Consider the following 19,670-nt stretch of genomic DNA (forward strand, 5'->3'; position numbering starts at 1 on the left):
AAACTGAGAGAAGGACTTTTTATAAAGAAAAACAAGGACCGGTGGGAGCGCATCCGGCAGGGGGAGGTGAAGGATCCGGACGAGATGGCGGGCGAATTCACCCGCCTGGTAGACGACCTGAGCTATGCCAAGACCTTTTACCCCTCCAGCCGTGTGACCGCCTACGTCAATTCGCTGGCGGCGCGCATTTACCTGAACATTTACCGCAACCGCAAGGAGGACTCCAACCGCCTGGTGCAGTTCTGGAAGTACGACGTACCCCTGACGGTGGGCCGCCACCACGGCGCCATCCTGTTCGTATTTTTCCTGTTCGTGCTCTTTTTCTCGGTGGGCTTTTTCTCGGCGGCCAACGACCAGCTCTTTGTTCGCGAAATGCTGGGCGAGGCCTATGTGGAAAAGACCGAGCAGAATATCCGCGACGGCAACCCCTTCGGCGTCTATGCCAGCGGCAGCTCGTTCTTTATGTGGATCTGGATCATGATCAACAACATCATGGTGGCCTTTACCTATTTTTTCCGGGGCATCCTGCTGGGCATTCCCAGCATGTCGGCCCTCATCCGCGAGGCGGTGCGCATCGGGGCCTTCGAGCAGCTGTTCTTTGCCCGGGGGCTGGGCCTGCAGTCGGTGCTGACCGTGCTCATCCACGGCCTGCTCGAGCTGACGGCCATCATCATCACCTGCGCCGCCGGCCTGGTGATGGGAAAAAGCGTCCTGTTTCCCGGCACCCACCGGCGCCTCCACGCCTTTGCCCAGGGGGCCAAGGACGGCGTCAAGATCGTCATCGGCCTGGTGCCGGTGTTTATGGTGGCGGCGTTCTTCGAAGGCTTTGTTACCCGGCACTATAAAATGCATTACGTTTTCAGCCTCGCCATCCTGGGATCGGCGGCCGCCTTTATCATCTGGTACTTTATCCTTTATCCCCTGGAACTACAACGAAACCTAAAAGAGCAGCAGCAGCCCGTTCATGCGTAACCCTTTCGTTCATAGCAAACCGCGGCCGGGAACAGTCTTCCTGGCGGCTGCCCTCTGCCTCGCTTCCCTGCAGGGCCGGGCGCAGGAAGAGGTGGTGGTGCCCCGGGTGGATACCGCCCTGATGGCGGACGACGATTCGGTCAATTATTTTGAGGAGCTCGCCGCCGGCGATACCCAGCGGCTGCAGCGGCGCACCATCGCCGACAGCGTGCTGCGCCAGCTGCGAGCCGACAAGGACTTCTGGTATGCCAACCAGGCGCCCGTAAAGCGAAAGGAACCCGACGGCCCGTCGCGGCCCTTCGTGGTGCAGCCCTGGTTCCGCGCTCTGCTGTGGACCATCATCATCACCTGCTTTCTGGCGATCCTGGTGTGGTACCTCATGGCCAGCGACGTGCGCCTGTTCCGCCGCAAGGCCGCCAGCTTTGGCCCCGAAGACGAGGCCGCCCCTCCCGACGACCTGTTCTCCATCAACTACCGCCGGGAGATCGAGCGTGCCATAACGGCCCGCGATTTCCGCCAGGCCATCCGCCTGTTGTACCTCGAAACGCTGAAGGAGCTGGCCGGCCGCCAGATCATCCGTTATTCGGTGGACTTTACCGACACCCACTACCTGGCACAACTGCAGGGCACCTCCTGGTACGACCATTTCTTCCGCCTGACGCGTACCTTTGAATATACCTGGTACGGCAAGTTCGAACCCGCGGAAGCGGCCTTTGAACAGATCCACCGGGATTTTCTCCATTTTAAACAACGGTTGCGGTAATGAAAAAAAATACGCCCTATATCATTGCTGCCGTCGTGTTCCTGGTGCTGGCCACCATGCTGGTCACCTCGGCGCGCAATCCCCTGCGCCGGTTCAACGAAACCATCACCCTGCGCCAGAAAGACAAAATTCCTTATGGCACCTACGTGGCCTACCACCTGCTGCCCTCCCTGTTTCCCCATGCCCGGGTGACCTACGAGAAAAAGGAGCCCGACAGCATCAAAAGCCTGCAGCGGGAAGGGGGCGGGCAGGCCCTGATCCTGGTGGCCAAGAATTTCGATGCCGGCACCTCAGAGCTCAACAGCCTGCTGGAGTTTGTGCAGCAGGGCAACTACGTGTTCATCATCGCCCGCTACCTGTCGTCCGACGCCTCGAAGTTTTTCAAAGTCTCCGACAACGGCAACTATTTCGAGTACGAAGAGGACGACAGCCTGCAGCTGGTGCTGCACACCCCGCCCTTTGCCGTTCCCGGCGCCTTCGTATACCCGGGCAAGAAGTACGAAAGCTATTTTTCGTTCCTCGACCAGAAGCGGGCCCGCGTGCTGGGGCACAGCAAGGGCGCCACCGCCAACTTTATCCAGATGAAGTCCGGCCGGGGCAGCCTGTTCATCCACCTGGCGCCGCTGGCTTTTTCCAACTATTTCATTTTACACAAGAACAATATCGAGTATTTTAAAAGCACCCTGTCGGTCATCCCCGAAAACGTGCGCACCGTGGTGTGGGACGATTATTACCTGATGCGGCCGGGCTACCAGAAGGAAAAGGACCCCAGCATCCTGCGGGTGCTGCTGAGCTATCCCTCCTTCAAGTGGGCCCTGCTCACGGCCCTGGGTACGCTGCTGTTGCTGGTGCTGCTGGAGATGCGCCGCAAGCAGCGCATCATCCCGGTCTGGGAGCGGCCGAAGAACGAGTCGCTCGATTTTGTGCGCACCATCGGGCGGCTGTACTACGAGCGCGGCGACCATAAGAACCTAGTGAAAAAAATGAGCGCCTATTTCCTGGAACATATCCGCAGCCGCTACCAGCTGCCCACCCATACCATCGATACCGCCTTTGCCGAAAGCCTGCATGCCAAGACCGGCTACCCGCTGATCGAGCTCAAGCGGATCGTGCGGTTCATGGAGATGGCAGAAACGGCGCCGGAGGTGTCGGAATACGATCTTTCGCACTTTTACCAACAATTGGAATCGTTTTATCAAAATACAGCCGATGGAAGAACAACTTAAGATGGAAGAGCCGCTGTTCGGCCTCCGTACCGACCTGACGGACCTGGGCGAGGCGGTGCAGGCGATCCGCCAGCAGATCCGCAAGGTGATCGTGGGCCAGGAAGAGATGGTGCGCCTGATCATTACCGCCCTGCTGGCCGACGGCCATGTGCTGATCGAAGGGGTGCCGGGCGTGGCCAAGACCCTGGCCGCCAAGCTGGTGGCCCGCTGCATGGACATTCATTTCTCGCGCATACAGTTTACCCCCGACCTGATGCCCAGCGATGTGCTGGGCACGCCGGTCTTCAATCCCCGCGAAGCCGCCTTCGAGTTCAAGCGCGGACCGGTGTTCAGCAACATCGTGCTGATCGACGAGATCAACCGCGCCCCGGCCAAGACCCAGGCCGCCCTGTTCGAGGTGATGGAGGAGCGGCAGGTAACCATCGACGGCCGTACCTACCCGATGCAGCCGCCCTTTATGGTGCTGGCCACCCAGAACCCCATCGAGCAGGAGGGTACTTACCGCCTGCCCGAGGCGCAGCTCGACCGCTTCCTGTTCAAGATCCTGGTGCCGTATCCCTCCGAGGCGGAGGAGTTCGAGATCCTGAACCAGTTTCACCAGTTGGGCAATACCGACGCGGTGGCCTCCCTGGCGCCGGTGCTGCAGGCCGAGCAGATCGGCGCCCTGCGCCGCCAGGTGAAGACCCTGGTGATCGAGGAGCGGCTGCTGCAGTTCATCGCCCGCTTCGTGCACCAGACCCGCAACCACAAAAGCATTTACCTGGGCGGCTCGCCCCGGGCTTCGCTGGCCATCATGAATGCCTCGAAGGCCATGGCTGCCATCAACGGCCGCGACTTCGTCACCCCCGACGATATTTTGGAGGTGATTCCGCCGGTGCTGCGCCACCGCATCCTGCTTTCCCCCGAAAAGGAAATGGAAGGCGTAACCGAGGACGTGGTGCTCCGGCAGATCCTGCAAACGATGGATGTGCCCCGGTAGGAGAGAAGATAATAAAGCATCAAAAGGTCAAGCAATTTTTTTATGAAAGAATGGATGGAGCGGTCATCGTTTTACCTGAAGCGGAAAGTGTATTATGCCGGGTTCCTGGCGGCGCTCCTGTTTGCCCTGAGCTATTTTTTCCCGCCGCTCTTCGACCTGGCCCTGGCGGTGCTGGTGTTTGCGGGCCTGGCCGTGCTCATCGACGTGGGACTGCTGTACGGCCGCCGGTCGGCCGTAAGTGCCGAGCGGGTGCTTGAAGACCGTATGAGCAACGGCGACGACAACCGGGTGGTGCTGCGGCTCGCCAACCGCTACGGGTTCAAGGTGCACCTGCGCATCCTCGACGAGCTGCCCTTCCAGTTCCAGGAGCGCCACTGGCGCCGCGAGGTGGAGGTGCCGGCCGGCGGCAGCTACACCCTGGAGTACATGGTAAAGCCCCTGCAGCGGGGCGAATACCGCTTTGGCAACATCAACCTGTACGCCACCAGCCCCCTGCGCCTGGTGAAGCGCCGCTATACCGTGGACCAGCCCCAGGCCGTAAAAGTGTACCCTTCCTACATCCAGATGCGCCGCTACCAGCTGCTGGCGGCTACCAGCCACCTGCAGGAAACCGGCTCCCTGCCCCTGCGCAAGCTGGGACAAAGCATGGAGTTTGAACAGATCAAGGAATACGTAAGGGGCGACGACTACCGCACCATCAACTGGAAGGCCTCCGCCCGCCGCGGCGACCTGATGGTGAACAACTTTACCGACGAACGCAGCCAGCAGGTGTATTGCATCATCAACAAGGGGCGGATGATGAAAATGCCCTTCGGGGGCATGACCCTGCTGGACTACGCCATCAATGCGGCCCTGGTGCTGTGCAACACGGCCCTGATGAAGCAGGATAAGGCAGGCCTCATTACCCTGGCCCAGAACATCGACACCTTTTTGCCCGCCGATAAGAAGCCCACCCAGATGAACGCCCTGCTGCAGGCCCTGTACAAGCAGCAGACTGATTTTAAGGAACCGGACCTGGAAAAACTGTTCTCGGCCATCCGCACCCGCATTTCGCAGCGCAGCCTGCTGGTGCTTTTTACCAATTACGAGTCGGTGGAAAGCCTCGAACGCGACCTGCCTTCGCTGAAGCGCATCGCCCATTACCACCTGCTGGTGGTGGTGTTTTTCGAAAATACCGAGCTGCAGCAGCTCGTGGAAACCCCGGTGAACAGTATTGAAGATATTTATATACGCACCATAGCGGAAAAATACCAGTTCGATAAAAAGCTGATCGCCCGGGAGCTGCAGAAGCACGGCATCCTGTCGGTGTTGTCGCAGCCGCAGAAGCTGACCATCCACGCCCTGAACAAATACCTGGAAGTCAAGAACCGGCAAAGCCTGTAGCGCATAGCCCTCCCGTTTGGTTCTTTTCTACCGGTTTTTTCTCACTTTTTCTAACGCTCATGCCTGTCCCCCGGCGGAGCGTATTTTTCCGCATAAGGGTTTACCATGCTTGCACGCCTTTTTGAAATAATTAAAGTATCCCGCGAAGCATGAACAAGCCGATGTCTTATCTTTGCGCGCGTTAAATATGAATGAACGTTAATCATATTTAACTCAAATGCAAGGCGTTATGGTGTACTAGGGGTTTTTATTTATCCCTGCCGGGCATCTAAATTAACTGAGTATGAGCTTCTTAAAATATATTCTATTTTTCCTGTGTCTGTGTGCCGGTACTGCCGGTTTTGCCCAGTATCCTTCCAACCTGGGCGGTATTAAAGCGTCGCAGATCTCCGACAGCCAGTTGCAGGAGTACATGCAAAAAGCAAAATCCAGCGGGATGAGCCCGGAGCAGATGGAAGCCGAGTTGAGCCGCCGGGGCCTGTCGGCTACGGAGCTGGCGGAGCTGAAGTTGCGCATGGCGCAGCTGGAAGGTGCCGCCGGGGAAGCTGCCGGGGCTGCGGAGCAACCGGCCGCGAATACCAAACGCACCGCACCCAGACTGGTGGCGCCGCCCTACGAGTCGCCGGAAAGCCTGAAAAAACGCTCCCGGGTGTTCGGCTCCGAACTTTTTTCCGTTTCCAACCTTACGTTCGAGCCCAACCTGCGGATGCCCACCCCCAAAAATTACATCATCGGTCCTGATGATGAGCTGATCCTGAATATTTTCGGATTGAACCTGTCGCAGCAGACCCTGAAGGTTTCCCCCGACGGAACCGTGAACGTGAAGTATGCCGGGGTGATCAATGTGAACGGCCTGAGCATCGAAGGGGCCACCGCCCTGCTCAAAAGCCGGCTGGCTAAGTATTACCCCGCCCTGGGCAGCGGGCAGACGAAGTTGCAACTGGCCCTGGGCAACATCCGCAGTATCCGCGTGATCCTGATCGGCGCCATCAACCGCCCGGGTACCTACACCCTTCCTTCCCTGGCCAGCCTGTTCAATGCCCTTTATGTCAGCGGCGGCCCCGTTGAGAACGGCTCCTTACGGAATATAGAACTGATCCGCAATAACAAGGTGGTGCAAACCGCCGACCTGTACGACTTCCTGGTGCGGGGCGACCTGCGCGGCAACGTGCGGCTCGAGGACAACGACGTGATCCGCGTGCCCTTTGCCCGCCTGAACATCACGCTGAACGGCGAGGTGAACCGCCCCGGCATTTTTGAACTGCAGAAAAACGAAACCCTGGCCGATGCCCTGGAGTTTGCCGGCGGCTTTAAAAGCCGGGCCTTCCGCGGCCGCCTGACCGGCAACCGCTTTGCCGACCTGGAGCGCAAGGTGATCGACGTGTCCGGCGATTCGCTCGCCTTTTTCAAGCCGCTCAGCGGCGATGAATTCTTTATTGACTCGGTCATCAACCGCTACCAGAACCGGGTGATCATCCAGGGCGCCGTCTTCAAGCCCGGCTCCTATGCGCTGGAGCCCGGCATGAGCCTGAAGCAACTGATCGACAAGGCGCACGGCCTGAAAGAAGACGTCTTTACCGGCCGCGCCCTGGTGGTGCGTACCCGCCAGGACCTGACCCGGGAATACCTGTCCATTGAACTGAAGCCCCTGATCGCCGGTAAGGAAACCGGCCTGCTGCTGCATCGCGAAGACAGCGTGGTGGTGGCCTCCATTTTCGACCTCCGCGATACGGCTACCGTCAGCATCAACGGGGCGGTGCGCCAGCCCGGCGTCTTCCGCTACGAGGACGGCATCTCCCTGAAAGCCCTGGTTATGAAAGCGCATGGATTTTCCGATCACGCTACCGGCATGGGCATCGAAATCTCCCGTCGCCGCAGGGATGTGGACGTGAACAAGGCCGGCAGCAATATCGTGGAGCTGATCCGCGTGGACGATAACAAGGAACTGTCCGCCGGTTCGGCCGACCTGAAGCTGATGCCCTTTGATATCGTAACGGTAAAGGAAGATCCTTTTTATAAAAAGCAGATCAGTGTGAAGATCTCCGGCGAGGTGCTGATGCCGGCCGTGTACACCCTGCAAAGCCGCGAGGAGCACCTGAGTTCGTTGATCCAGCGTTCCGGCGGCCTCCTGTATACGGCGAATGTGAGCGGCGCAAAGCTGATCCGCAAGAAAAAAGAGGTGGTGGATACCGCCGAAGTAAGGCGGTTATTCATGGCCACGTCCAGGGATACGGCAGTAATCAATAACCGCCAGTTGGAAAAGACGACCACCGACGTAGCTATCGACCTGGGCTACATTTTAAAGCATCCCGGCAGCAAGGACGATATTACCCTGGAAGAAGGCGACGAACTGGTCATCCCCCGCATCAACAATACCGTCAGCGTGGGTGGCGAAGTGTTCAAGCCGCTGGATATTATGTACGAGCGGGGCAAGAAGCTGAAAGACTACCTGTCCGACGCGGGCGGGGTAACCGGCCGGGCCAAGGAAAGCAAAGCCTTCGTCATCTATGCCAACGGCAGTTCGGCCAGCACCAAAAAGGTCCTGGGCCTCTTTCGCCGCTACCCGCGCATTTATCCCGGTTCCAGCGTATTTGTGCCCCAGAAGCCAAAGCGGGAATTCAATGCAGGACAGGCCGGCCTGGTCATTTCGGCTATTACCGGGCTGATTACCGCCGTGGCGGTGTTTATGCGATAAGTAAATCAGGTGCTACCAGGTGGGTACTGGCAACCGGTTCCGGCGGGATTCGTGCCGGTAAAACATGATCGTAGTCTTTGAAGAAAGTCTTATAAAGTATTTGTGGGACTGAGGTGGCGAAGCTCTGCCCGGTTCGCAGAAAATGATTATTTAAACTGTTTTTTCGATGGAAGAAAATAAAGAAGACCATTATTCCCTGGGTGATATTGCCCGCCATATAAAATCCTTTTTGGTCTACCTCCGCAGGAAAAGCTGGTTATTGATACTGGCGGCTGTACTGGGCGCAGTATTGGGGGCTGTCGCCTACTATAAGCAAAAGCCGAAGTATGTGGCGGAATGTACGTTTATCCTGGAGGAGAAACAAAGCGGGATGGGAGGATTGAGCAGCATTGCCTCTCAATTTAATATCGATGTGGGGGGATTGAGCGGGGGCGGAAGCATTTTTGCCGGGGATAATATACTGGATATCCTGAAATCAAGGAACATTATCCAAAAGGTATTGCTTTCCAGGGTGGACAGTACTTCCAACAGCCCGACATTAGCGGATATGTTCCTGGAGTTTAGCGGGTGGAAGGAAAAATGGTCCCGGTCGCAGGAGTCGAAAGACAGCGGTATTTCCTATGCCGGCCTGGCGGCAGGCAAAGAACTATCGGTGCAACAGGATAGCGTCCTGAATTTACTGTATGATTATTTATCCCTGAAGTCCGTTTCCGCGGAAAGGGTCGATAAGAAAGGTACCATCATCAAGGTTAAGGTCATTGCTGCCCATCCTTATTTTGCCAAGTTGATGACCGAACGGATTATCGAGCAATCGAAATCCTTTTACATTACGGTAAAAACCAATACGGCCCAGCAAAATGTAAGCCGGCTGGAAAGAAAGTCCGACTCCCTATTAGCTCTGCTGAACAACAAGTCCTTCGAAGCTGCGGATGCTATCGTGTTGGACGCGAACCCGGCATTTAAAACCTTGAGTGTGCCTTCGGAACTGAAGATGAGGGACAAAAATGTCTTAGGTGCCTTGTATACCGAGATTATAAAGAACCTGGAAATCAGCCGGATCTCCTTAAGTCAGCAAATGCCGGTGATTCAGATCCTGGATAAGCCCAAATATCCGATTCCGGATTCGAAGATGGGAAGGACTTTAATCATAGCCGGATTTTCCTTTGCAAGTCTGCTGTTAACGATTATGGTTTTAGGGTTGGTGAAGCTCCTTTCCAGTGCCCTGAAAGTGCTCCAATAATGCCAGCCTGTTGTAACGAATAAATGAACTGTTCCTGTAGAAGGCTTAATTCCTGGTTCCTCTACAGTACCAAAACTCCTGAACCCGTCCATGCCAGCCCTTGCAAGTTTAATCGGACCGCTAAAAGGCAAAAGCCTTTTCCAGAGCCTAAAAAGCAAGAAGAAAATAATTTTCAATTCCCTGTGGGTTATCTTGGACAAGATCATCCGCATGGTAGGGGGACTGTTCGTAGGAATCTGGTTTGCACGATACCTGGGCCCCTACAACTTTGGCGCATGGAATTATGCTTATAGTCTGGTAAGCCTTGCTATTCCTTTCGTAAATCTTGGATTAAATAATATTTTATTAACGGACCTGGTAAAATCGGCCGACAAGGGAAAGGTTTTATTTACCGGATTCATCATAAAAATATTTTCCGGGTCCCTGGTCGCCTTCCTGCTTTATTTGTATTCCTTTTCGTTAAGGGATGAGCAGTTAACCCGCTCCTTACTCATCATTCTGTCGTTTCAATGCATTTTCCAGGCGACGGATGTTTTTGATTTGTTTTATCAGGCCCGGATGGAATCCCGGAACAGCGTGGTAGCCAAAACCAGTGCGTACCTGCTGATGAACGTGTTGAAGATCATTGCACTGGTTTATGGTTTCAGCCTGTTGTTTTTTGCCCTGCTCACCTTGATGGAGGTAGTCGTGTCGGCGATTATTCTTCTGTATTTTTATTTTAATGTTTCGCATCAGCGGCTTTCGGACTGGAAGGTTGATTTTTCATTGATCAGGGATTTGCTGCGGCGCTCCTGGCCCTTTATTGTTTCCGAGCTGCTCATTACGCTGTATACCCGGCTCGACCAGGTAATGATCAAGAATATGGTCGGCAATGCAGAGTTAGGAAAGTACAGTGCGGCGGTTCGTATGTCTGAAATATGGTATTTTATCGGCAGTGCCATTTCCATATCCGTTTATCCCGCTATTTTAAAATTGAGGGAGAAAAGCGAAGCCGATTTTATGAATGGTTTTCAAAAACTTTTTAACCTGTTGACCACTATATCGGTTTCCCTGTCCCTCCTGATCATGGTATTTTCCGGATGGATAACCGGGGTGCTTTACGGCGACAAGTTTGCAGGTATCGGCAGCATATTGTCCATTCATATCTGGACCGGCGTATTTGTATACCTGGGTGTGGGATGCAGTAACTGGTTTATTGTCAAGGACCTTCAGAAATATATGATTTGGCGTACGGCAATCGGAGCTGCCGTCAATGCCTGCCTGAATATCATGCTGATACCGAAATATGGAAGCCTGGGAGCTGCTGTCGCAACGCTGATAGCCCAGGCCTTTGCTTCCGTTATTGCCAATGCTTTTTCCTCAAAGACACGTGAGATCTTCTGGCTCCAGGTAAAATCATTTGTAGTCATCTTTCGACCTTCCTTAAAAAATTATATTTAACCATATGCCGGTTCCGCCCATATTAATGATAGCCTTTAACAGGCCGATGCATGCACAGAAAGTATTTGAAGAGGTGCGAAAGGCCAGGCCGGGCAAATTGTATATTGCTGTAGACGGCCCGCGGAAAGGCCGTGAAGAGGATGTCCGCAATATCGGGCAAACGATCAAAATCTTTGATGCCGTAGACTGGCCCTGCGAGGTGGTGAAGTTGATCCGGGAGGAAAACCTGGGATGCAAACTTGCTGTAAGCTCTGCAATTACCTGGTTCTTCCAGCACGAGGAGCAGGGGATCATTCTGGAAGATGATTGTCTTCCCTCGCCTTCGTTTTTCGACTATTGCGACCATTTGCTGGAAAAGTTTAAACATAACGACTCCGTGATGCATATCAGCGGCGTCAATTTTCAGGATGGAAACCAGCGGGGGGCGGGGACCTATTATTTTTCCCGTATCTGCCATGTATGGGGCTGGGCCAGCTGGAGGAGGGCCTGGGAAAAGTATGATATCGAGATGACCGGCCTGGAAACGTTTTTTGACGACAACTTGTATAAAGGCATCATGGATGACCCGGGTTATTGGAAGGATGCATTTTATGGAACGAAGAAGGGTGCCATAAATACGTGGGATTATCAATGGGTCTACTCCATCTGGAAGAACAATGGCTTATGTATCGCTCCGAACCTGAATTTAATTTCGAACATTGGGTTTGACCAGATGGCTACCCATACAAAAAAACGGAATAAAGACGTGTCGGATCTGCCTGCCCAGGTGATAAAGGATGAAATAAAGGATTGCCATATCTTAATTCCCCACTATGAAGCCGATAGGTATTCCATGAAAAAGCTGTTCCGCAAACCGGGCATCACCGATAAAATAAAATGGAAGCTTTCCCATTTGTTACCAAAAGACCGGAGCGTTGCTTAAGGCTGAATGCAGGCCTGCGTTGGATCGTTCATTACCAGAATAATCGATTATGAGAGTCCTCTTTGACCATCAAATATTTTTGTCCTACAAGTTTGGGGGCGTCGCCAGATACCATTTCAAGCTGTATGAAAGCCTGCTTCGGCTAAAGAATCAGCATGCCTATGAGATTGTGCATTTTGGAACGGATAATCATTACCTGGATGGAGAGAAAAAAATAATAGATTTCAAAGGCCGGAAAAAAGTAGTTGGCTATATTAATAACCGGCTTGTAATCAATAGGTTCAAAAATGTTGAGGTGTTTCATCCCACCTATTACGATACGTACTTCCTGGGCCGGAAGGATGTCCCCGCCTATGTTTTAACCATACACGATATGATACCGGAATGGGAATATCAGTCCGGGAACGGCGTGTTTAAGCAGTTGGTGGATTGCAAAAGGCAACTTTTGGAAAAAGCGTCTGCCGTAATTGCCATATCGGAAGCTACAAAGAAGGATATTTCCGTGTTTTCCAGGATCGATCCGGCAAAGATTACCGTTATCCATCATGGCGAACCTGATTATTTCAGCAAGTATTCCGGGATGCGTCAAGATTATAACCCCGGGGAAGCATACGTACTGTATGTGGGGTACCGGGACGGGTATAAGAATTTCAAGTTCGCGTTAAAAGGACTGGCTTCCTTCCTGAAGAAAGAGCCTGTATCCCTGAAGGTAGTGGGTAAAGAGGTCAGCAGGGAGGAAAAGGAACTGATCAGCCAGTTGGGTCTGGAGCATAAAGTGATTTTTCTGCGGGAAACCTCGGAAGACACCCTGTACTCCTTGTACCAGCAAGCCCTTTGCTTTATTTATCCTTCACTGATGGAAGGCTTCGGAATCCCTATCCTGGAAGCTTTTTACTCCGGATGCCCGGTTATTTGCAGTGATATAGATTGTTTTAGGGAAGTGGCCTCGGATGCCGCTCTTTACTTTGACCCCAAATCCCCGGAGAGCTTGAACAGGACCATGGAAAAGGTTTATTCCAGCAGGGAAGTGCGGAACGAGTTGCGGAAAAAGGGAGAAAGCCGGTTGCGTTCTTTTTCGTGGGCCCATACGGCCAAAGCGACCAACGGCGTCTATGAGGCGGCATTAAATCACTAGGAAACGATAACTGCAAAGATTTTACAGAAGCGATTAAATCAATACTTGGAAGTGAAAATAGTTAAATCTCTAAAAAATAGTTTTCAATCTTTTCTGGCTCAGAATGATATTCTACTGCATAAGAAGACACCTTTGAACTCGGAAGATAAGATTATTGAATATTTATTGAAGACTTACGGGATTGACCTGGTGCTGGATATTGGTGCCAATATTGGCCAATTCGCCCTGGAGTTGCTGACGGCACATTTTAAGGGTGACATTATTTCCTTTGAGCCGCTGCCTGACGTTTTTCAGCAATTGCATTCGAACGCTGTGCGTTACCCGAACTGGCGGGCAGAGAACCTTGCCCTGGGAGCTGAGACCGGGGAGATCCGGATAAACGTCGCCGGCAATACGGAAAGCAGTTCCATTTTGCCTATGTTGAGCGCTCATTCGGACCTGGCGCCGGAATCCAGGTATATTGATGCCATTACAGTACCCATCACAACACTGGACAATTACCTGCAGCATCAAAACCTGGCAAAGCGGAATACCTTCCTTAAAATAGATGTGCAGGGCTACGAGGAAAGCGTTCTGAATGGTGCGGTCCATACGCTGGAGCACGTGAAAATACTACAGTTGGAGCTGTCCTTTATCCCGCTTTATGATAGCAGCCTCCTGTATTATAAAATGATGGAGAAGATTGAGGCGATGGGATTTTCCTTTTATTCCCTTTTTCCCGCGTTTTCGGATTACAAAACCGGCCAGATCTTCCAGATCGATGCCATTTTTGTCAGGAACCAGGAGGTTAAAGCTCATTAATACCCATGTGCCTGATTACTTATATTACGGTAGTCCGCAATGGAGCCGCAGAAATGGAGCAAACCATTAAAAGTATTCTGCCCTTTGTGTCCGATACGGTTGAATACATCGTTATTGACGGGGAATCCACTGACGGAACGTTGGAAATTATAAAAAAGTACTCCGACCGGATCAGTAGCTGGGTCTCCGAACGCGATAAGGGCATTTATGACGCTATGAACAAGGGATTGGCAAAAGCCCGCGGGCATTTTGTTTGCTTTATCAATATAGGTGACCGCCTGCTGGATTGCCCGGTAGCGCAACTAAAAAGGATAGAGCACACAAATGCCGCAGCGATTTCTTTTCCTGTTCAGCTCTCCAGCGGAAAGGTATTCAAGCCTTCTTTTTCGGCAAGGATCATCCTGGAAAATACCCTTCATCACCAGGGAACCTATTACCGCAAGAGTAAAATGGGCACCTTCAACCTGCTGTTTAAAATTTTTGCAGATTTCGATATGAACCAAAATCTGTTTAAAAACAAAGAGAAGGTGCTGATCGACCATTCCCTGGTTACCTCTTATCACAGTGTGGAGGGGACCTCTCAGAATAAAAAACATTTTAACGAGATATTTAAGGTGGTGCATAAGAATTACGGAAGGGTCTTTTCATTCTTTTCCTTAGTTTATTTTAAGCTCAATTATGGCTTAATCAATAAGATCAGGTCAGTAAAATAAAATTTCCTTCTGTGCAGGCGTTAATCGATATCCTTTTCCTGTTCTTTTTCTCACTGGTTTATGTGTACTTTTTCCTGTCTTTCTTTTACAGGGAAAAGGCGGTGTTTTTCTTTTTCCTTATCTGCTTTATCGCATTTTACGATATTGTATTTATCAGCATTTCACCCTACGTTTCCCCTATTGTTCTGAATATTATTAAGTCATGGCAGGAATACTTGTTCCTGTTTTTGCTTTTCCTGTTAATGATGCCGGGTAAAAACAAGTCTTTTTACCTCAATAAGTTCGACCGGACATTTTTATTTTCCTTTATACTCTTAACAGCAGTAGGCTCGGTTGGGGGCATGATGAACGGTACGCCTGCCGGCCAGGTGTTTTTAGGATGGCGCATGTACCTGCTGCCCTTTCTGTGGTCTTTCCTGTTGTATAAAACTTCCATTTTTAACAGGATCTCCTCCAGGTTTGTTATTAACCTGTTGATTTCTGTAACGGTATTCATCGTATTATTTGCTATTTATCAGCAGCTGACCTTTGACAATGATCTGAAGCGCCTTTGGTTTTATGACTACATCAACCGCTTGAATCCCATTGAAGATCATGAGTTTGACTTTATTCGCGACGGTCAACTTCGTGTTACCAGCATTTTCGTAAGCCCGCTTATTTACGCTTCTTTTCTGTCCTTTTCGATGCTGATGCTGATTTTCCGTATTTTCATCAAGAGGGAACCTCTTATAGGAAAGGTAGTGCCGGCGATGCTGCTGGTGCTTCTGGGATACGGGCAGGTATTGTCAAGAACCCGGATCGGGTTTATCATCCTGTTGGTCGGATTGTGCTGTTCCTTCCTGGTGTATTTCCGGCCCTCTTCCAAATTCCTGTTCAGCTTTTTTGTTCCGATAGCTTTTCTTTCCGTAACGTTTATTTCCCTGATATTCGGGGTTACCGATGATCTGTCTGCATTGGGACGGCTGATCCAATATTCCAGTCTGCCCTCCAACTTCGTTCCCATGGGAATGGGGTTTGGCGCGGAAATGACCAATGTTTATTTCGATTCCTTTTACATTTCTGTTATTCTGTTGTTCGGGATTTTCGTTCCCCTGTATCTCAGGTTTTACCTGGTGCCCCTGAGGAAAATGAATGAGCATGCCCGGTACCTCCGGTATGAGGAGCGGGATAGTTCCAATAGGATATTGTATTACTCCTGTTATGGTTTTTTCTTCTCTTTCCTTTACACGTTTGGCTTTCACTTCACGATCGGTTCGGCAACGGTCCAGCTTTTTTACCTGTTGTTGTTTTTCTTTGTTTCCAGATTTGAAAAGCTAGCCGAAAAGAAACCACAAAAAATGTTGGCTTTATGAATAGCGCATTGAACGAGTACTGTATCCTTATAGTGCTTTATAAAATGGATATCGCAGATTGTCCGACCATTCAATCCCTGCTGAGCTGCAAGGAGTATTTGGAAGGGTCAAAAATAATTGTTTGGGATAATTCGCCCACCCCCGTGGCCGAAGGGCAGGTCCAATGGCTTCACAAAGAGTTTCAGGAGGTTTCCTACATCCATACAGCCATCAATACGTCCCTTTCCAAAATTTACAATAAAGTATATTCCGAAAACGGGCAGTACGGGCACCTCATTATTTTTGACCAGGACAGTAGCTTCCAAAAAGACTATTTCCTCCAGATTGGTTCCGCTAAAAAGGACTTTGGCCATGTGAACCTGTTTGTTCCGCTGATCCGCCATAAGGAGATGATTATGAGTCCCGGGCATTTTTATAATTTCAAGGGCAAGCTTTTGCAGGAAGTGCGCTATGGCGTCAACAGTACGCGGGATATGTGTGTCATCACCAGCGGAATGTGCGTTTCCATGCGCTTCCTTCATGAAAGGTTCCAGGGATTCAATGAAAACCTTTCCTTTTATGGCATTGATACCTTCTTTTCCGTCCAATACCGGAAAAAGAATGAACACTTCTTTGTGCTGAACTGCTTTTTTAATCACTCTATGTCGGTTAACGAGGAGGAACCTTACGAAAACAAGTTGCGGAGGTTTTACAACCATAGAAAGTCGTTACTGATACTGACAAAAAACTCCAGCCTGCTTTATAAATTATTGACCAGGCTGTATGTTGTTCACCAAACCGTAAAGTTCCACCTGAAACATAAAAGAACCCAGAATGCGACAAATCCTTAACGGAATCATCAGCAGGTTGAAAAAGGAGCCTTACCAGTTGAATGAGGATATTCCTGTAACCTACCTGTTTTTCACAAGCTGGTATCGCCTTGCCATGATCATGAGGGGGTTGCTGGTTTTTTGCAGAAAGGACGGGCTGTTTTTCCTTGGTGCCAAAACGGTAATCAAATGCACCTCAAAGATTTCCCTGGGAAGCAGTGTGACCATAGAACGGGGATGTTACTTTGACGCTCTTTCCCGCAATGGGATCCGTATCGGAAAAAGTTCGTCTTTTGGAAAGAACTGTATCGTGGAATGCACGGGTAATTTAAAGTTCCTGGGAAAGGGGTTACACATCGGAAACCATGTGGGTGTCGGCTCGGGCAGTTTTTTAGGTTGCGCCGGCGGCATCGAAATAGGCGATGATACGATCATCGGCAATTACGTGACCTTTCATTCCGAAAACCATAATTATTCCGACCAGGAAATGCCCATCCGACTGCAGGGGGTCAATCACCAGGGAATCAAGGTGGGGAAAAACTGCTGGATCGGAGCTAAGGTTACCATACTGGACGGGGTGACTGTTGAGGACGGTTGTGTTATTGCAGCAGGGGCATTACTGACCAAGGGAACTTATTTGCGCGATTCCATTTATGGCGGCGTGCCTGCAAAATTCATCAGGAAAAGGATATAACCCCGATAAGCGCATGAAAGTATTAATGATTAGCCGGGCAACGCTGTATTCTTCCCCGGGAGGAGATACGATCCAGATTGAATCGACGGCAAAATATTTGCGGAAACTGGGCGTAGAGGTGGACATTCGGCTGGCCCATGATGTTTCCATAGATTACCAGGCCTATGACCTGCTGCACCTCTTCAACCTTATCCGGCCAAATGATTTTGTGTACCACGTGAAACAGTCGGGTAAACCTTTTGTGTTGTCTACGGTTTATGTTGACTATTCCGAGTACGAGAAGAAAAACCGCCAGGGATTTTTCGGCTTGATGGCCAAGGTGTTGGGCAAACATAAAACGGAATACGTCAAAGTACTGGCAAGGGCCATCCTGAATGGCGAAAAGATCGTCAGTCCCCACTACTTGTTTTGGGGGCATAAAAGGTCCATGAAATGGCTGGTAAAGCAGGCAAGTTATCTTTTGCCCAATTCCTTCAGCGAAATGGCCAGGGTGGACCGGGACTTGCAAGTGAAGAAACCCTTTGCCGTGATTCCCAATGCCATTGATAAGGAAAAGTTCTGGTCGGAAAAAGATCCTTCAAAGCGCGAAGGGGTCATTTGCGTCGCCAGGATCGAAGGGTTAAAAAACCAGCTGAATTTGATCCGGGCAATGCAGGGGCTTGATATTTCCTTGTGCCTTATTGGCAAAGTATCCCCCAACCACCAGTCTTATTATGAGCAGTGTATCCAGGCTGCCGGCGCGAACGTTACTTTTCTGGACCATATTTCCCAGCAGGAGTTAAAAGAGATTTATCGCAAGGCTAAAGTGCATGTTCTGCCCAGTTGGTTTGAGACCACCGGTCTTTCCAGCCTGGAAGCCGCTTTTCTGGGTTGCAATATTGTTGTAACCAGGAAAGGCGATACGGAAGAGTACTTCGGCAATTATGCCTTCTATTGCGAGCCTGATGATATCGACTCTATAAAAAAAGCTGTTGTCCGTGCCTATGACCTCCCATATCCCGCGGAGTTCAGGGATCGGATCGAGAAGAATTATGTCTGGGAAGTAACGGCCCAAAAGACCCTTGAAGCATACAAACAGGTTATTTGATTTAATTTATTATTGGATGAAAATTGCAATTATCGGCTCCCGAGGTTATCCGTATGTTTATAGTGGTTACGAAACCTTTGTATCAGAGGTAGCGCCTCGCCTGGTGAATATGGATGTGCAGGTGCACGTTTACTGCCACAGGCAATTATTCGATGCCCGGCCAAAGGAAGTAAAAGGCATCCGCCTGCACTACATGCCCTGCATCAGGTCCAAGAGCCTCAGCCAGTGGTCCAATTCGTTTTTGAGTACCGTGCATGCCCTCTTCCAGGGGTATGATGCCATACTGTATGTCAATTCGGCCAATGGCATATTCGGCGTGCTGACCAAGCTTTTCCGGAAGAAAACGGCCATTAACGTGGATGGCCTGGAATGGCTGCGGCCCAAGTGGAAAGGGCTTGGCGCGAAAGTTTTTTACTTTACTTCCAAGATGGCGACCCGCTGGATGGACCGGATCATTACCGATGCCGAAGGCATGCGGCAGGTATACCTGGAAGAGTTTCAGACGGATTCCGCGGTTATCGCTTATGGTGCCAATGTGCGGTATTCCCGGCAGCCCGCCCTGATCGACCGGTGGAAACTGAAGCCGGAGGAATACTACCTCATTGTAGGCCGCCTGATCCCCGATAATAACGCCCTGCTGATCCTGCAGGAGTTCGCCAAATCCGATACACGCAAAAAGTTGGTCATTGTGGGCGATGTTCCTTACCAGGACGAATATGCGACCAACATTAAAAAGATTAAGGATGACCGTATCATCTTTACCGGGTATGTAAATAACCAGGATGAACTGGCGGAGTTATACCATAATTGCTTTGCCTACTTCCATGGCCACGAGTTCGGCGGCACCAATCCTACCCTGCTGAAGGCCCTGGCCTATGGCTGCGCCATCATTGCGCTGGATACCGTGTTCAGCAGGGAAGTGCTGAACCACAGCCAGTATGGCATCTACTTCACAAAAGAGGAGGGAGACCTCTGTCGCCTGATCCGCACGCTGGAAGAGGACCATAGTTCCCTGGAAACCTACAGGGAAAGATCCCGGCAACGTATAACGGAGAATTACACCTGGGAAAAGATAAGCCGTCAGTATTTTGAGTTGTTGCAGGATATGACCGCAAAAAAGAATTAACATTTGCTATACGGGCAGGCTATCGGGCTCCGGCAAGTATTTTCGGTCACGTATCAGTGATTGCTCTTGTGGTTTTTACTGGTATTCTCTTATGAAATTGCGCAGCCTTTAGCATAAGCAGCAGGGGGGAAACTTTTCCTTCAAAATAGGTCAGAGGCAGATAAAATGGAATGGTGAAATAACCTAATTTTACAACTTGTGTGTAAGTCACTGCTTTATGTACCATAACTTGATCTGCGGATGAACCCGATAACCACTTTTTCACCCCTTTGCCGGGTGTTATTTTTACGCATGGTTTTTCGTTTTACCTGATGTAACCAATGTGACCAGCAC

General features: G+C 51.0%; 18 protein-coding genes. 16 read left to right on the top strand and 2 right to left on the bottom strand.

What is annotated here, in order from left to right:
- Window positions 1–21 precede the first annotated feature (21 nt).
- The 13 genes from V9K67_RS08875 to V9K67_RS08935 all read left to right on the top strand — a co-directional run bounded on the left by V9K67_RS08875 (window position 22) and on the right by V9K67_RS08935 (window position 15,621).
- Window positions 22–972, top strand: a complete 951-nt coding sequence (locus V9K67_RS08875; protein ID WP_489753310.1) for a stage II sporulation protein M — start codon at window positions 22–24, stop codon at window positions 970–972.
- Window positions 965–1,735: a DUF4129 domain-containing protein gene (locus tag V9K67_RS08880; protein ID WP_336721591.1), complete on the top strand. Its 771-nt coding sequence runs from the start codon at window positions 965–967 to the stop codon at window positions 1,733–1,735. The genes V9K67_RS08875 and V9K67_RS08880 overlap by 8 nt, the downstream gene beginning before the upstream one ends.
- Window positions 1,735–2,961: a DUF4350 domain-containing protein gene (locus V9K67_RS08885; protein ID WP_336721593.1), complete on the top strand. Its 1,227-nt coding sequence runs from the start codon at window positions 1,735–1,737 to the stop codon at window positions 2,959–2,961. Before V9K67_RS08880 ends, V9K67_RS08885 begins: the two co-directional genes overlap by 1 nt.
- Entirely contained in the window at window positions 2,945–3,940 is a 996-nt protein-coding gene (locus V9K67_RS08890; RefSeq protein WP_336721594.1) for an AAA family ATPase, read from the top strand. The genes V9K67_RS08885 and V9K67_RS08890 overlap by 17 nt, the downstream gene beginning before the upstream one ends.
- Before the next feature lie 42 nt (window positions 3,941–3,982).
- Window positions 3,983–5,323 carry a DUF58 domain-containing protein gene (locus V9K67_RS08895; protein WP_336721595.1) on the top strand — a complete coding sequence of 447 codons (1,341 nt, stop codon included), beginning with the start codon at window positions 3,983–3,985 and terminating at the stop codon, window positions 5,321–5,323.
- Between the two features lie 283 nt (window positions 5,324–5,606).
- The gene (locus V9K67_RS08900) at window positions 5,607–8,018 is read left to right on the top strand and encodes an SLBB domain-containing protein (RefSeq protein WP_336721598.1); all 2,412 of its coding nucleotides are present in this window, start codon (window positions 5,607–5,609) and stop codon (window positions 8,016–8,018) included.
- A 166-nt stretch (window positions 8,019–8,184) separates the two neighbouring features.
- Window positions 8,185–9,258: a hypothetical protein gene (locus tag V9K67_RS08905; RefSeq protein WP_336721601.1), complete on the top strand. Its 1,074-nt coding sequence runs from the start codon at window positions 8,185–8,187 to the stop codon at window positions 9,256–9,258.
- Between the two features lie 90 nt (window positions 9,259–9,348).
- The gene (locus V9K67_RS08910; protein WP_336721602.1) at window positions 9,349–10,698 is read left to right on the top strand and encodes a flippase; all 1,350 of its coding nucleotides are present in this window, start codon (window positions 9,349–9,351) and stop codon (window positions 10,696–10,698) included.
- Window positions 10,699–10,702: 4 nt separating this feature from the next.
- Window positions 10,703–11,620, top strand: a complete 918-nt coding sequence (locus tag V9K67_RS08915; RefSeq protein WP_336721603.1) for a hypothetical protein — start codon at window positions 10,703–10,705, stop codon at window positions 11,618–11,620.
- Between the two features lie 49 nt (window positions 11,621–11,669).
- On the top strand, window positions 11,670–12,755 hold the full coding sequence (locus V9K67_RS08920) for a glycosyltransferase family 4 protein (protein ID WP_336721606.1): 1,086 nt from the start codon (window positions 11,670–11,672) through the stop codon (window positions 12,753–12,755).
- A gap of 51 nt (window positions 12,756–12,806) precedes the next feature.
- A complete protein-coding gene (locus V9K67_RS08925; protein ID WP_336721627.1) occupies window positions 12,807–13,556 on the top strand; it encodes an FkbM family methyltransferase in 750 nt (249 codons plus the stop codon).
- Between the two features lie 5 nt (window positions 13,557–13,561).
- Window positions 13,562–14,269 (top strand): glycosyltransferase, encoded by a 708-nt coding sequence (locus V9K67_RS08930; protein WP_336721607.1) that lies wholly within the window; start codon window positions 13,562–13,564, stop codon window positions 14,267–14,269.
- Window positions 14,270–14,280: 11 nt separating this feature from the next.
- Window positions 14,281–15,621 (top strand): hypothetical protein, encoded by a 1,341-nt coding sequence (locus tag V9K67_RS08935; RefSeq protein WP_336721609.1) that lies wholly within the window; start codon window positions 14,281–14,283, stop codon window positions 15,619–15,621.
- Window positions 15,622–15,728: 107 nt separating this feature from the next.
- On the opposite strand, the gene V9K67_RS08940 is transcribed toward V9K67_RS08935, so the two are convergent.
- Complete coding sequence (locus tag V9K67_RS08940) at window positions 15,729–16,259, bottom strand: hypothetical protein (protein WP_336721611.1); 531 nt, start codon at window positions 16,257–16,259, stop codon at window positions 15,729–15,731.
- 175 nt (window positions 16,260–16,434) lie between these two features.
- Here V9K67_RS08940 and V9K67_RS08945 point away from each other — a divergent pair, with 175 nt between their 5' ends.
- Genes V9K67_RS08945 through V9K67_RS08955 form a run of 3 tightly spaced genes read left to right on the top strand, consistent with a single transcriptional unit; the run spans window position 16,435 to window position 19,337 of the window.
- On the top strand, window positions 16,435–17,124 hold the full coding sequence (locus V9K67_RS08945) for an acyltransferase (protein WP_336721613.1): 690 nt from the start codon (window positions 16,435–16,437) through the stop codon (window positions 17,122–17,124).
- 13 nt (window positions 17,125–17,137) lie between these two features.
- The gene (locus V9K67_RS08950) at window positions 17,138–18,211 is read left to right on the top strand and encodes a glycosyltransferase family 4 protein (protein ID WP_336721614.1); all 1,074 of its coding nucleotides are present in this window, start codon (window positions 17,138–17,140) and stop codon (window positions 18,209–18,211) included.
- A gap of 16 nt (window positions 18,212–18,227) precedes the next feature.
- Entirely contained in the window at window positions 18,228–19,337 is a 1,110-nt protein-coding gene (locus V9K67_RS08955; RefSeq protein WP_336721615.1) for a DUF1972 domain-containing protein, read from the top strand.
- A 46-nt stretch (window positions 19,338–19,383) separates the two neighbouring features.
- Here the strand turns inward: V9K67_RS08955 and V9K67_RS08960 are convergent, their stop codons facing one another.
- The gene (locus V9K67_RS08960; RefSeq protein ID WP_336721616.1) at window positions 19,384–19,602 is read right to left on the bottom strand and encodes a hypothetical protein; all 219 of its coding nucleotides are present in this window, start codon (window positions 19,600–19,602) and stop codon (window positions 19,384–19,386) included.
- Window positions 19,603–19,670 lie beyond the last annotated feature (68 nt).

This window comes from Huijunlia imazamoxiresistens (assembly GCF_037132455.1).
GTDB classification, from domain to species: Bacteria; Bacteroidota; Bacteroidia; order Chitinophagales; family Chitinophagaceae; genus Flavisolibacter; species Flavisolibacter imazamoxiresistens.

Coding starts and splice junctions, on each gene's coding strand:
- V9K67_RS08885 (WP_336721593.1), top strand. CDS start 1,735: ATGAAAAAAAATACGCCCTATATCATTGCTGCCGTCGTGTTCCTGGTG.
- V9K67_RS08880 (WP_336721591.1), top strand. CDS start 965: ATGCGTAACCCTTTCGTTCATAGCAAACCGCGGCCGGGAACAGTCTTC.
- V9K67_RS08890 (WP_336721594.1), top strand. CDS start 2,945: ATGGAAGAACAACTTAAGATGGAAGAGCCGCTGTTCGGCCTCCGTACC.
- V9K67_RS08955 (WP_336721615.1), top strand. CDS start 18,228: ATGAAAATTGCAATTATCGGCTCCCGAGGTTATCCGTATGTTTATAGT.
- V9K67_RS08915 (WP_336721603.1), top strand. CDS start 10,703: ATGCCGGTTCCGCCCATATTAATGATAGCCTTTAACAGGCCGATGCAT.
- V9K67_RS08895 (WP_336721595.1), top strand. CDS start 3,983: ATGAAAGAATGGATGGAGCGGTCATCGTTTTACCTGAAGCGGAAAGTG.
- V9K67_RS08950 (WP_336721614.1), top strand. CDS start 17,138: ATGAAAGTATTAATGATTAGCCGGGCAACGCTGTATTCTTCCCCGGGA.
- V9K67_RS08910 (WP_336721602.1), top strand. CDS start 9,349: ATGCCAGCCCTTGCAAGTTTAATCGGACCGCTAAAAGGCAAAAGCCTT.
- V9K67_RS08905 (WP_336721601.1), top strand. CDS start 8,185: ATGGAAGAAAATAAAGAAGACCATTATTCCCTGGGTGATATTGCCCGC.
- V9K67_RS08930 (WP_336721607.1), top strand. CDS start 13,562: ATGTGCCTGATTACTTATATTACGGTAGTCCGCAATGGAGCCGCAGAA.
- V9K67_RS08945 (WP_336721613.1), top strand. CDS start 16,435: ATGCGACAAATCCTTAACGGAATCATCAGCAGGTTGAAAAAGGAGCCT.
- V9K67_RS08900 (WP_336721598.1), top strand. CDS start 5,607: ATGAGCTTCTTAAAATATATTCTATTTTTCCTGTGTCTGTGTGCCGGT.
- V9K67_RS08920 (WP_336721606.1), top strand. CDS start 11,670: ATGAGAGTCCTCTTTGACCATCAAATATTTTTGTCCTACAAGTTTGGG.